The organism is Bacteroidota bacterium (assembly GCA_016718825.1).
Taxonomy (GTDB): Bacteria; Bacteroidota; Bacteroidia; order J057; family JADKCL01; genus JADKCL01.
The window spans coordinates 62,595-76,618 of sequence record JADKCL010000008.1 but is presented as its reverse complement, the minus strand read 5'-3'; the positions used below and the strand labels follow the sequence as shown (position 1 = coordinate 76,618).

Genomic DNA, 14,024 nt, shown 5'->3' with positions numbered 1-14,024 from the left:
CATCTTCGCAGCATGAAACTCACCCTTGATACCCTCCGCGAGCGGAACCTCATCTTGCTGGAAGCCATTTCGGGAAGCCATGCCTATGGTCTCAACATTGCCACGTCCGACGTCGACATCCGTGGAGTTTTCATTTTGCCGCAGGACGAATTGTATGGCCTGAACTACGTCGAGCAAGTCGCCGACGAGAAAAATGACGTCGTTTTCTACGAATTGGGCCGATTTGTGGACTTGCTGGCCAAAAACAATCCGACGATGCTGGAATTGTTGGCGGTGCCGCAGGACTGCGTCCAATTTCGCGACCCGGTGATGGATTTGATCCGTGCCGAGGATGTGCTGAGCAAACTTTGTCAAGAGGCCTTTGCGGGCTACGCGAAAGCGCAGATTTACAAGGCGCGCGGCTTGAACAAGAAGGTCGTCAATCCGATGGACAAGGAGCGCAAAGGCATTTTGGACTTCTGCTTTGTGCCGGAGGGTCAAGGCGCTGTCCCTCTCTTGGAATGGCTTGCGCAACGCGGATGGAAACAGGAAGACTGCGGATTGGTGAACATTCCGCATATGCACGACATCTACGCGCTGTTTTATGGCGGCGAAAATGCAGCCACCACGCTGGGATTCAAAGGCATTGCGGCAAAGGACCATTCGAATGCAGTTTCACTCAGTTCCGTTCCCAAAGGCATGGAACGTCAGGCGATTATGGCCTTCAACAAGGATGGCTATACGATCTATTGCAAAGACTACAAAAACTACTGGGATTGGGTGGAAAAACGCAGCGAAGTCCGCTACGAAAGCACGATTGCTCACGGTAAAAACTACGATGCCAAAAACATGATGCATACCTTCCGGCTACTCGACATGGCTGCCGAGATAGCTGACGGTCAGCTGCATGTGCGACGCCCAAACCGCGAAGAATTGCTCGCGATCCGTCGCGGCGAGCGCGACTACGACGAACTTTTGGCCGAGGCGGAAGCAAGGTTGCCCTTGATCGCGGAGCGGTTCGCGGCAAGCAATTTGCCCGATAAGCCCGATGTTGCGAAGCTGAATGCGATTTTGATTGAAATTCGGAAGGTGGTGTATGGGAGACCCTAGGCGTATTTGTTGCGCATCACCACTTCAAAAGGCTTGTTTCGTCCTGCATCGTTGTCGGCTATACCCTTTTCAATATGAGCCTTTTGAGAATCAGTCAAATTCTCCCAAAAGTCCCCTCTGTTCAGAAGCTGCTTGAGATAAGCCTTCAGTTCACCAAGCATACTAGGATTCTCGATCATCCGAATTTGATCGAAGAGTTCTGCGCGTAATTCTTGAGGGTTGTGGATTTCACTCATGTTTCAAAAATCACGAAAAATTGAGCGATGTTCAATCGATACCACAATCCGCCATTGCATTCCCCTTCAACGAATCCTAAATTAGCGTCATGGGAACGCATGCATTCATCGCTTATTCGATTCCGCAGTCAGATGCGCACATGGTCTACGAACTCGGTGGCCTGATGGAGCAGCAGGGCTACACCGCGGTGTACAATTATGACCATCCCGACCATCCAAAAGGGCAACACATGTACGACGAAGTGGCTGTCTCAGGGATATTTGTCGGACTAATCACAAGCCAAATCAACTGGCAACAGGTGGTGCAACTTTGGCAATATGCAAGAAGCCAAGGTATTCCGGCGGTCATCCTCCGGGAAAACGGCGTCAATCTCCCAGGAAACATCTCCCGTGATCCCAACATCATCACCTTCCGCCGGTTTATGCCTGAGAATCCGATCCGGTACATTGAGGTGTGGATGTCGCATCATTTCAGGTGAGCGAATGGGACAAACTGTATGGGTGAATGATCCATTTATCGGATCGTGTCAACCTTTGAGGTTCCATTACAACGCTGGTTTTTCCCTTTCCAATCTCTATCTTTGCGCGCTATCTTTGGAAAAATGGGAAATCAGAAGCTGACCATTGTGGTCCCGGTCTACAACGAGGAACGTACGATCACCAATATTTTGGACAAGATCAACGAAGTGACCCTCATTCAGGGCATCACCAAGGAAGTGATTTGCGTCAACGACTGCTCCAAAGACAAGTCAAAAGAGATCATCCTGGCCTACATCGCGCAGCATCCTGAGCGCGGGATTGTGTTATTCAACCACGAAGTCAACCAAGGCAAGGGCGCCGCGCTGCATACTGGAATTTCCAAGGCGACGGGCGACTGGGTCGTGGTCCAAGATGCTGACCTTGAATACGATCCCCACGAATGGAACCTTCTGCTCAAGCCCATCCTGGACGGATTTGCAGATGTGGTCTATGGCTCCCGTTTTATGGGAGGCAACCCGCACCGCATTCTCTTTTACTGGCATAGCATCGGCAACAAATGGCTCACCAATGCGAGCAACATGTTTACCAATCTGAACCTTTCAGACATGGAAACGTGCTACAAACTCTTTCGTCGGGAACTGATCCAAGGCATCAAACTGAAGGAAAAACGCTTTGGATTTGAGCCGGAGGTGACGGCAAAAATCAGCCGGGTTCCTGGCATCAGAATTTACGAGGTCGGCATCAGCTATTATGGCCGGACGTACGAAGAAGGCAAAAAAATTGGCTGGAAAGACGCGTTCCGCGCTTTGTATTGCATCCTGAAGTACAATATCTGGGCGAAGAAATAGCCTGCATTGACCGTTGAATCCCAGCCAATCGGTCATTCACTTTCCTTCTTTTACCATTCACCCGCACTTCGCGCTTGCCAAAGGCTTGTTGCGTGCATTTTTGTCGCATGAAACATAACCCTATTGCTTATTCTACGAATGAACCACCATCCCAGACTACCGCTTGACGTCCATTTTGACACCGAAACCGGTGATCCCGACGACCTTTGTACCCTCCTGCTGCTTATTGCCCACCCCGCGTATCGCCTGCGTTCCGTTTCCGTGACACCGGGAACCAACGAGCAAGTTGGCATGCTGAAATCCGTACTTGAAAGATGCGGAGTTGGCGAAATTCCGGTTGCTAGCGCTGTCCCTGGCTACGACAAAAACTGCGTTTCCAAGTTCTACTACGACTGGCTGGGGAATTTTGCGCCGCGTACACCGGACATGGACGCCTCCTCCTTGCTGCTCCAATCCCTTGCACAATGGCCGGAATTGACGCTCCTGACAGGTGCACCCCTCAAAGGCTTCAAAAGCCTTTCTGAAGCGCAACCGGTCCACCGTTGGGTGGCACAAGGCGGATTTGCAGGTGACAGGGTAGTGCCAGAGGAATTCAGGTTGGAGAAATTTGCAGGGATGAATACCTGCCCGACTTACAACTTCAACGGCGATGTCCAAACCGCCTTCAAACTGCTTCAAAATCCAAACGTTGGTGAACGGATTTTGGTCTCCAAAAACGTCTGCCACGGAATGGTATATGACCAGGCATTTCACCACGAAATGCTGAAAATGAAGGGCAAAAGCCCCGCCTGGGATTTACTCATTCGTGGAATGGACATCTATCTCGAGCGCCACGCAGGCGGCAAAAAATTTCATGATCCCTTGGCAGCCGCCGTTGCTGCGCAACCTGACATCTGCGAATTTCGGGAAGTGAGCCTCTACCGAAGCGGCGGAGGTTGGGGTTCGGAATTGACTGAAAATTCCCGCACTTGGATTACGATTTCAGCAGATCGCGCAAAACTCATTCGTTTTCTCACCAGCGAATAAGAACCATAATCCTATTCTTCAGCCGCGTCATTGCGCAGCCAATTCGCTACGGTTTCAAATAGCGCCTTGTTGTCGGGGCTTTCCAGAGAACCTTCAATCCCGGCGATTTCGCTTGGAGTGAGGTGCCAACTGAGCGATGCACGAATGCCCCCGGTATCCACGGGCTCGTATTGAAAGGAGGCATATTTCATCTTGCCTTGCATGAGCTCATCCATCGTGTGAATGTACTGCTCAGTCGTGAGGTCATTGCTCATGTAATAGGCACTGTAAGTCGATCCAATCGGATCCAAAAGCTGCTTCACGGCATTTTTGCTGTGGTATTTGGGCAAGTCCATGGATTGCAGCCGCGAGTCCCGAATTTGCAGAAGCATCACGCCGGAGGTGTTTTCGACATACCACTTGGCAAAATACCGCATGTAACGGCTTGCCGTTTCCAATCCGTAGTTGTCGGCCACGCCGGCATCGATGATTTCCATGGGCGGCGCACTTGGGAGCCTTACGTAGGGCGTAATCATCGGGAAGGATGCATTCATGCGCAAGGCCGTGACAAACAGGAGGCTGTCGGCGTCCTGATCCTTGAAAAACCTCCGGAAATCGATTCCTGAAACGCCACTTTCCACTTTCCCTTCGAAGTCATAGGTGCGGGTGAGGTAACTTGCGGGTATGGCCGAAATGTAGAGTCGGCGACCATCGTTGATGACAACGGGCGAAAAGATCATTTGCGGAATGAAGGCACTCTCTTCAAGGGGAATGTATTCAGCAAGGCGTCGATCTTTCCAAACGCCCAAATTGGCCATGAGTTGACTGTCAAAGGACCATCCGCGGTCACTGTCGTATTTCGAGCCGCCTACCCATTCCTTGGCTGTCGGAAGAAAAAGGCTGGTCACCACTTTGAGGATCGTGCGGTTAAGCAAATCCTTGGAAATGCGGTCACTGTACTCCTTTCCCCAGATGTTTTCGATTGCGCCGAGCTTTTTCTTGAGGTACAATTCGCGATAATAGGCCGCACCCACCATTCCCCCGGAAGCGCCTGTGATCAGGCGCGTGCTTTCCATCATCTGCCCTGCAGTGATGCTGTCGAGCTTTTGCAAAATCCGGGTAGTGAAATAAGCCGCACGCAAGCCACCGCCCGACGTGCAGACAATAATCGCCTTGGGCTTTCTTCCGAATTCGTTATAAGCTTGGAAATCAGCGGACCAATTTTGAAGCGTTTTTGTTGTGTTCGCAATATCAGCTTGGATATTTTCTTCGCTGCTCGCTGCCAAAAGACCTTTCAAGGTATAATCGGCAGGCGGCATTTCGTAATTCATTCCCAACGCCGGATGCTCATTTTGAAACACGCTGATGTTGTCAAAGGCGAGGTAAATCAGCACCACGGCGATCATGGCAATCGGACCAAGCTTTCTGAACCAGAAGACAATGGCCGACACCAGCATCAAAAAGATCGAAAACAGAAAAAACACGCTTGCGCCAGCTGGAATCTGAAACGTCGGATTCTCCTCCAACAAACCCAAACCCATGATGAGCAGCAGCAATATGAATTCGAGGAAAAGCGCGTTTCCATGGTTTTGATTCAGAATTTTGACCAATTGGCGCAATTCTGCAGGCTCGTTCGGGTCAGGGGAGGCGAGGCGGGTAGGTGTAGCCAGATAATAGTCGACACGTGTACGCAGGCCCATGCCCGCGCGTGCCTTGGCAATGATCACGCGGCGGGGATTCAGGTTGCGTGTAGCACGCTCACCGATGATCGCGACAAAATTCCTGCTTGCCCTTGAAAAGTAAAGCAGAATCACCAAAATCACCGAAAACAATCCCGCATACAAGCCCAAAAGCTTGGTGAGAATATTCCATTCAAAGTGCCCGATGCTGTACTTCTGAAATTGGACAAAGCTGATCGAATAAACCGCCAAAAACCCAACGGGAATCAGGAGATTGTTCAAAAAGTACACCAAAAAGGGTCTTTTCTCCATCGCCAGGAAGTGAAAACGGTAGCTGTCGCTCACGTAAGTGGAGATCATATAGCTCGCGATGAAGGTTCCCATTCCGCAACCCGTCAAAAACAGGCTGGTGAACGAAATATGCCCCAAGTACTCTGGTTCAAGGAAAAGGTAGGGCACGCCCAACATTTCCCCGAAGTTGTTGGTGATGGCGAGAAAAAAGAATACCCAGCAAGCGAGCACATACTTTTGGTAACGCACCTGCATCACCAGCAACTGCGCCGGCAAAGAATAGTACCCGCTCTCCAATATCTCCCAAAAGGCCTTGAACATGCTTGTAATATAGTCAGCGTGGCGATTCAGTGCAAAAAAGAGTGGTCAGTCCGTGGAAAGAGTTGGCAGATGAGCGGTCCATCTTGCGGCTTGTGTGCAAAGCCATTGCAGTTCGCGGAATTGGCGGAAAAAAGTGTCGTTGGCGCTCATCCCAAACTTTGGGTAGCGCCAACGACACCTGAAAATCCTTCTCGCACTCAAATTCAAACGCCAAGATCGCCGACCATGTCGCCGGGAATCACCCAGGCGTCAAAATCTTCGGACGTCAAGTAGCCGAGCTCCAAGGCGCTTTCCTTGAGGCTGAGGCCCTTTTTGTGTGCATTTTGGGCAATCTCAGCACTTTTGTAGTAGCCGATTTTGGTATTGAGTGCCGTGACCAGCATCAACGAATTGTTGACGTGCTTCTTGATGTTTTCATGCAATGGCTCGATGCCGGAGGCACAACGCTCGTTGAAGCTATTGCAAACATCCCCGATGAGGCGGGCGCTGTGCAGGAAGTTATAGATCATCATCGGCTTGAACACGTTGAGTTCAAAATGGCCGTTGGAGCCGCCGATGTTGATCGCAACGTCATTTCCGAGCACTTGGGCCGCGACCATCGTCATGGCTTCGCATTGTGTGGGATTGACCTTGCCCGGCATGATGGAACTGCCGGGTTCATTGTCCGGGATGTAGATTTCGCCGATGCCGGCACGTGGGCCGGAGCTGAGCATGCGGATGTCGTTGGCGATCTTCATCAGGCTTACGGCCACGGTTTTGAGGGCGCCGTGGGCTTCCACAATGCCATCGTGGGCGGCGAGTGCCTCAAACTTGTTGGGGGCGGTGATGAAGGGCAAACCGGTCAATTCGGCAATTTTTTGGGCGACCAAGGGCGCGTAGCCTTTGGGTGTATTGATGCCGGTGCCGACCGCTGTACCGCCGAGGGCGAGTTCGCTGAGGTGCGCGGAGCGTGTTGCGGATCGCGCGCATGCCATGGTCGAGTTGCGCGACATAGCCACTAAACTCCTGACCGAGCGTGAGCGGGGTCGCGTCCATGAAGTGAGTGCGCCCGATTTTGACCACGCTCATGAAGGCCAATGACTTGGCTGCCAAGGTGTCGCGCAAGGCCTGAATGCCAGGCAAGGTCGTCTCCATCAACATCTTGTAGGCCGCGATATGCATCGCTGTCGGGAAGGTATCGTTGCTCGATTGCGACTTGTTGACGTCGTCATTCGGATGCACAAATTTGTCTTTGTCGGTCAAGGAGCCACCCCGCACCACGTGGGCACGGTAGGCGACGACCTCGTTGACGTTCATGTTGCTTTGTGTGCCGGAACCCGTCTGCCAGACGACCAAGGGAAATTCGTCGTCGAGTTTGCCGGCGAGAATTTCGTCGCAAACCTGCCCGATCAGACCGCATTTGTCATCGGCCAAGGCCCCGAGATCGCGGTTGGCGAGGGCAGCCGCCTTTTTCAAATAGGCAAATGCACGGATGATCTCGATCGGCATGCGGTTGATGTCGCGCGCAATCGGAAAATTCATGATCGAACGCTGCGTTTGCGCGCCCCAATAACGATTGGCGGGGACCTCGACGGTTCCCATGGTGTCTTTTTCTATCCGGATTTCCATGTGCGGAACGATTTTCGTGAATTTTGGGCGAATCTACGAAGGATTGGCGAATCTATCGGAGGTGAAAACGCGGCCAAAACGAAGACCTTCATCAGGAAAATCGGGAAATGAATAGCAGTTGGGCGCCTCCCAAGTTCAATTCTGCCGGAGTCGGCCCGTGCGCCAGATATGGCGATCGAGAAAAGAACTCAGCATCTCCTCAACTTCGTATCTCTCGATTTTTTTGAATCGGAAGCCCTTTTTCTTGGGATTGGAGGCCTCCAAAATAGCATTGTAACCATCGATGTCGCTGGAAATGGTGCGGACAACATCGTCAAAACACTCAAAAAAGACCCAATTCAACTCATCAAACTCCAAATAAATACGCAAGGTATCCGAAACCACTATTCCATTCGGGCGCTTGGGTGCCATGACATACTCTAGCTTGCAGTTGTTGGTGGTCAACTTGTTGATGGGAATCCCATTGATGGCAAGCAGGCCGACCTCGCCGCTGTACCAAAGGGAATTCAATTCGACGTCATAGTAAAACTTGAGGCCGGAAAGCAACAGCGACGATGGAATTTTTGCAGGTGCTTCAATCCGGTAATAAACGTCAGCTTCGACCAATTCTTTGCGCAAAGTGGGCAGGTTTTTTGCGGTCTTTTTGCCGTTCGGATCAAGAAATTCGGCCAATCCCTCCAGAAATGTCTCGTCTTGCCAATCGACGTCTTTGTTCATTGCGGTTGTGATTTTTGCTTTGTCTGCTAGCTTTTCCCAAGCCTTTTTGGGGATACATCCCAAATCAAACCGGCCAACGAGGTCCGTCCTTGCCTCGCGCTTCCGATGCGTTTCCTTCCATGCACCTGCGAATTCCATCTCGACGGTCTTTTGCGGGAAATTCGGCAAAAAATCGAATTTTCCGGTGACTGTGGTCGTACTGTCATAGAAATTGAACTTGCATTCTGTACCGCGAAGGTCGTTTGAATCTGCCTTAACCTGCGGGCCGAAAATGAATTCGTTGTTGTTCAAATTCATCCGCATGCTACCCAATGCTCTTGCCAAATCCGGGTCATTGTGGGCATAGCCGTCCATGAAGGAGGTATAAAGCCGCCCGGTGACAGCATTGCGGTGCAAACCGCAATCAACATCGCTTGCCGACCAGACCATGCCCACCCTTCCCATGGAATCCGGATATCGAATGGCGTTTGACCGAAAGGAATTTGAGATCATCGACCCGCGATCCACCTGCTGAATCGGCTGTTGCCCAAGGGCAAACATAGGTACCACAACAGCAATAGCTGCCAAGTACAAAACGTGCAACGTTTTGCGTATCATTCAAATTGGTATTATTCAGAAAACAACTAGGCTCTCAAAACCTCAATTGCCGCCGTCGTCCATTCCGTCGTCGATGCCGCCGCCTTCCTTCTTTTCATCGCCTCCGCCATCAAGCCCGTCGTCGATGATTCCCCCCTCCTTCTTGTCGTCACCGCCGGGGGTGTTGCCGCCAGGGGTATTTCCACCAGGAGTGTTACCGCCAGGGGTATTTTCCCCAGGAGTATTGCCGCCAGGGGTATTCTCAGGAATTTCTTCCTCATCACCACCGCCGTTGGAGCGACCGGTTCGCCAGATATACTTGTTTACAAACTTCGTGAGGAAGGCATCCTTGGCAGCATCATCGCTGAGTTCAAAACGGTAGCCATCATTTTTCTTCCGCTTTTCCTTCTCGGCACGCAAGACAGCGTTGTACCCGTCGAGGTCACTCGAAATCGTGTAGAGGACATCGCCATAGAATTCATAAAAGACCCAGTTGAGTTCGTCAAACTCAAGGTACATCCGCAAAGTATCGGGCAATGTGATGCCGGCAGGGGTATATTTTCCGCGGGCGTATTCGATTTTGGAGTTGGAGGTCGTGACCTTGTTCACAGGCTCCTGATTGATGCCCAGGATCCCCACCTCACCAGAATACCAGAGAGACTTGAATTCCCGGTCAAATCGGAATTGAATTCCAGAAAGGAGCAATGAACCCGCAATCAGCTTGGAAGGTTTGATCTCATTGTAAGAGATGGCCTTTTGAACCTGATCCAGAAACATTTGCATGTTTTTGTCTTCGCGCTCCAGGTTGGGGTCAAGGAATTCTGCCAAACCTTCACGGAAGGCCTGATTGTTCCAATCCACCGTATTGTTGATCGCCGTCACAACCTGGGCTTTGGCATAGAGCTTAGCCCAAGCTTCTTTGGAAATACAGCTGAAATTGAAGTTGCCGATCAGGTCACTCGTGATTTCCTTTTGGGTCCGCTCATCCCGCCATTTACCTGCAAGCGACATCTCGATGGTGTTCTTGGCGAAGTTGTTAGGGATTTTGAGCATACCAACGGTAGTCACGATGTCATTTTTATCGTCGAGACTGCTGGTCGTGCCACGGTATTCTTTACCTGTCAACTTTGCCTTCGGACCGATCTTAAATTCGTCGGTGTTGCGGTCGAATGTCAGACCACCGGTGGCGCGGGCAACTTCCATATCATCCACATTCTTTTTGGGACCCAAGAATGAGGAATAAAAGGTTCGCGTGCGTTTCATGTAATCCAAGCCGACGATCAGCTTACCCAATTGCGTCTGCGTGATTTCGACAAACACAGAGTCTGGATTCACGATATCGTTGTATTTGAACCACTTGTCAGCAAAAAATGGATTCTCCGAATCGATCTTTACTTCACCGGTAAAGCGCATATACTTATTGGGGGCCTCGAGGCGCGTTGCTCCTTTGAAGAAAATACGATCGGTCAAATAGAACTTCTCCTCCTCCTTGATTTCACCCGTTGCAATCGACATGGTGTCACCTTGGACCTTCATCTCCACCATGTTGATGTATTGGTTTTTGCCCATCACCGGTGGATAGTCATATTTACTCTTGCCTGTGTAGCGCTTCGAATGCGTGATTTCGAGGCTGGATTCGTACATCCGGTGATAGTTGGTCACCTGATTGGCTTCCACCACGGCATTTTCCAACTTTTGCATGAAGCCATTGGGTTTGATTTCCACGGCACCGCTGTCGGGCAAAATCTTCGCGTCGGCAACATAGATGTAGGGGACGCCCTTGACCTCGATCCGTTGCTGATCAAAGTTGTAATGCGCGTCCTTGGCCATGAATACCAAGCTATCCTGCAAGGGGTCCGAGCTGTAGAAATAGTTTTGACCGGGCTTGATCGAGGGACTTTCCAGCCTTACATCGTTGGTTTTGCGGTCATATTCGCCCTTTGCGAGCGAACTGCGGTATTTCTGCTCAGGGAATGCAACGGTGGCTTCACCGACCTTTTCCGTCACGAAGGAAGAGTGGTGCTTGGCGACATCGTAGCTCACCTTGCTGTCTTTGGCAACAAAAAGGCGTTTGTCAGGCTTGTTTTGGTCAAACACCGTAAATACCCCGTCGTTGGCAATAAAATCCTTCTCGCCAAAAATGATGTCTTTGCTCTCCACCAATACATTGCCCATCCGCACTTTGCCTGATCCACGGAGGCCTTCCTTGGTAATGCGCAACTTTCCTTCGAAGGTTCCTTCCCCGCCAAACATGACGATCGGTTCGCCTTTGTCCATCGTCTCCAACTCAATCTCGTCCTTTTTGGTCAGCCATTTATAATTGACCGAATTGGCCTGAACCTCAGGAAAATACGCCCCTTCGTAAAGGCCACCGGGCATATTGAATTGATTGGTCACGGCCTTGACCGTGTCAAAATAGAGTTGGAAGCTGTCGGACTTGGCAACGGTGTGCAGGAAATTCATTTGACCCTTGCTGCTCAAACCATCGCCGTCGAGTCTGATTTCCCCGATGAAGCGCCCTTTGTTGTCATAGGCTGCATAACCGGTATCGGGCGGTGTGACGTCCTTCATTCCGAGCGTAAAGTCCTCCATCACAGCCAGTTTCTGCCTGATTTTGGGAAAGATTTCGGAGGAATAAAATTCACCTTCAAAGCTCAATGCCGATTCTTTGAAATCCTCCAAGGAGTCCAATACAAACGGGTCAATGCTGAAATACAGCTTGTCTTTGGTGTAAACCCCGTCGCGCACGCCGGGCTTGTACCAATAAATGAAGGACTTGGTATAGCTGTCAAAGACAGGATACTCCGGATGCGGCTCCAAGCCATTTTTGTTGGTCGGCTTGTTGATGTAGATCGCCCCGGTTACGCCCTCGATCGTGGTCGCACGCAAGGCGCGCTGCAGCGGCGAATACACATACCCAAGCGGCGGATTGCGCACAAGGATAAACCGCAAGGAATCCAAGGAGTCCACCAAAACCTTGTAGTTCTCGTATTGGAACGTGAATTTCCCCGGAATCCCGGACATGTCGACGTTGTCTGGGGTGACGCGACCGTAGAAATTCAGCTTTCCAGCCGCAACGGTTCCGTCAAACTGCAAATCCCGGTTTTTCTTGACCGTGACCTCTTGGTGGTTGGGCAAAACACGCACGAACTGACTGTCGCTCAGCGGGAAAAAGGCCACGCCTTTCATGGCGATGTTCATGTCGGTCAGGTTCAACTCGGCATTGTTGCCGGTCTTGACGTTGGATGTGATCTGGATCGCATCATAATCCTTGCGTCCGCGGGCACCTTTTGCCCAGTCCAAAAGCTTGGGCAACGGCTTGATTTCGCCGGTTTTGCGGTCGTATTGGATGAAGCCCGAACCTTCGACGTCGACCAAAGCCATTTTGAGGGCGTCGATCACATCGTCGAGTTTGTATTCGGTGGTGATGGATTCGGCAAAAATCGGCTGACCTTCATGGGTTTGTGCAAAACGGTAGATCGCTCCGATTGGATTGAAAGGCAAAACGCCCTTGAATTGGTTCCAACGCTGCAGCTTGAAAAAATCCTTGGATTCAATCGCAGAGGTTTGGTTTTCCTTGTCAATGATGGAGGTGAATTCGATGATATCGGTATTCTGCTTCCACTTGATGGCATCAAAGTAGAGGTAAAAATTGTGGTAAGGGCTCAAAAATGCCTGATGGCTGAGCTTGTCCTTGACGTCCTTGATGAGCGTGACCGTATTCGAATCCACTTCATAGATCACGTCGACGCTTGGATGGGTGATGCTGTCGGTTTTGCTGAGGTACATCGCGACCTCGGTGCGCTTGGACACGAGCTTCTCCAGGTCCAAGACAAATTCCATTGCACGCAGGTTCATCGCCGGTTCGCCATTCCTGAAAATAGTCAACTGCGCCTTGAACAGCTTGAGCTCCTTGTCCAAAAAGTCTGGATTGAAGTCATCGAATACACCTCCCTCGGTCGGGTCTTCTGACTCCAAGTCCTCCAAATCCTCCGGATTCTCTTCGCCCCCGCCTTCGATGACGTCGTCCTCGTCAAAATAATAGGCGCTTTCGTCGTATTTATAGCCAAAATCCTCTTCGTAGGTATCGGGCGTCTCTTCAGCGCCGGCGCTTTTCTTTTCTTCTTTTTCCTCCACCTTGGGGATGTCGACCAACTTGAAATAGGCCGAACCGATCTTCTTCACCCCGCGCAAGGAAAAACCACCTTCGTAGCGCACGTTTTTGATAAAATTCTCAATCACAACCCCGCCATCGTAGCTTCTGAAGTAGGGGTAATTGGCTTTGTTGATGTCGGAGTAGCCTTTGTTCATGTCCTCATAACGACCTTTGAGCGGCTTGGAAATGAGGCTATTGTAATGAAAAATAACGGTGTCGATGTTGACGAAGGAATAGTTCAGGTTCAAGCCGTAATCCATCAATTCGGCATAGACATCGTTGGGATCGAGCTTCATTTTGGACCAGTCGAGCTTACCCCCCTTGGCATTGAAAGCCTTGTTCATCAAGTTCAACTCCCCGGAAGTGCCGTAAATGCGCGTGCTGTCCTTTGCATTTCGGTAAACGAGATCCGTATTGTTGAAGGTCAAAAAGGCAAAATGGACGGGCTTGCCGGTCTCGGGATTGGTTTTGGTCGTAAAATCAAGAACAGGGTCGATTTGACTCATCGACCAACTCGATCCTGAAGTTTTGACGACGGCGCCTGTGCCGAGGTATTGTTGAATGAACCCGTAAAATTTGCCAGACTGCACGCGATCCAACGTCAAAATGCAGGAGTCAGCGACATTGAAAAATGCGTCCACATTCAGCTTGGCCTTGGCGGTGTCACTGTGGAGCAATTCGAACGCCTTGGCGTAGGAAAGCACCTCGCCGGCGATTTGGTAGTTCTTGAGCAGCATGATATTGGTCTGGATCACAAACCTTTCCTGCTCCATACGGGTGTATTTGCCTGTCTCCCAATTCAACCGGAAGACTTTCAGGTACTGTTGCGTCGCCTTGTCGCCAAGAGGTGCAATGCGACTTTCAAATTCGACGATGAATTTGGCAGGGTCGTCGTTGAGGGTTTTGGAATTTTGGGAAAGCGCCTGTCCAGCAAAGCCCAAAACGATGCCCATCAACATGAAACAGCCCAACAAATTGGAAAACAATCGTTTTGCGTTGCGCCTCATCGGAATTCGAT

General features: G+C 50.8%; 9 protein-coding genes and 1 pseudogene. 4 read left to right on the top strand and 6 right to left on the bottom strand.

All coding sequences use genetic code 11. From position 1 onward, the window contains the following. Positions 1 to 12 precede the first annotated feature (12 nt). On the top strand, positions 13 to 1,089 hold the full coding sequence (locus IPN95_11275; protein MBK9449961.1) for a nucleotidyltransferase domain-containing protein: 1,077 nt from the start codon (positions 13 to 15) through the stop codon (positions 1,087 to 1,089). Here the strand turns inward: IPN95_11275 and IPN95_11270 are convergent. Next, a complete protein-coding gene (locus IPN95_11270) occupies positions 1,086 to 1,325 on the bottom strand; it encodes a hypothetical protein (protein MBK9449960.1) in 240 nt (79 codons plus the stop codon). The genes IPN95_11275 and IPN95_11270 overlap by 4 nt on opposite strands. An 89-nt stretch (positions 1,326 to 1,414) precedes the next feature. On the opposite strand from IPN95_11270, the gene IPN95_11265 reads away from it, so the two are divergent. Beyond that, on the top strand, positions 1,415 to 1,804 hold the full coding sequence (locus IPN95_11265; protein ID MBK9449959.1) for a hypothetical protein: 390 nt from the start codon (positions 1,415 to 1,417) through the stop codon (positions 1,802 to 1,804). Here IPN95_11265 and IPN95_11260 read toward each other — a convergent pair. After that, positions 1,797 to 1,871, bottom strand: coding sequence for a hypothetical protein (locus IPN95_11260; GenBank protein MBK9449958.1), 75 nt, complete (start codon positions 1,869 to 1,871; stop codon positions 1,797 to 1,799). The two genes, IPN95_11265 and IPN95_11260, sit on opposite strands and share 8 nt — an antisense overlap. Positions 1,872 to 1,927: 56 nt before the next feature. Between IPN95_11260 and IPN95_11255 the strand changes: the two genes are divergently transcribed. Then, positions 1,928 to 2,653: a glycosyltransferase family 2 protein gene (locus IPN95_11255; GenBank protein ID MBK9449957.1), complete on the top strand. Its 726-nt coding sequence runs from the start codon at positions 1,928 to 1,930 to the stop codon at positions 2,651 to 2,653. Positions 2,654 to 2,791: 138 nt separating this feature from the next. Then, positions 2,792 to 3,679, top strand: coding sequence for a nucleoside hydrolase (locus IPN95_11250; GenBank protein ID MBK9449956.1), 888 nt, complete (start codon positions 2,792 to 2,794; stop codon positions 3,677 to 3,679). 11 nt (positions 3,680 to 3,690) lie between these two features. On the opposite strand, the gene IPN95_11245 is transcribed toward IPN95_11250, so the two are convergent. The 4 genes and pseudogenes from IPN95_11245 to IPN95_11230 form a co-directional block, all read right to left on the bottom strand. After that, positions 3,691 to 5,949, bottom strand: a complete 2,259-nt coding sequence (locus tag IPN95_11245) for a patatin-like phospholipase family protein (GenBank protein ID MBK9449955.1) — start codon at positions 5,947 to 5,949, stop codon at positions 3,691 to 3,693. Positions 5,950 to 6,152: 203 nt separating this feature from the next. Then, positions 6,153 to 7,557, bottom strand: a pseudogene (gene fumC, locus IPN95_11240) (class II fumarate hydratase). Positions 7,558 to 7,692: 135 nt separating this feature from the next. Then, positions 7,693 to 8,871, bottom strand: coding sequence for a hypothetical protein (locus tag IPN95_11235; protein ID MBK9449954.1), 1,179 nt, complete (start codon positions 8,869 to 8,871; stop codon positions 7,693 to 7,695). Positions 8,872 to 8,913: 42 nt separating this feature from the next. After that, positions 8,914 to 14,013, bottom strand: coding sequence for a hypothetical protein (locus IPN95_11230; GenBank protein MBK9449953.1), 5,100 nt, complete (start codon positions 14,011 to 14,013; stop codon positions 8,914 to 8,916). Positions 14,014 to 14,024: the final 11 nt, after the last annotated feature.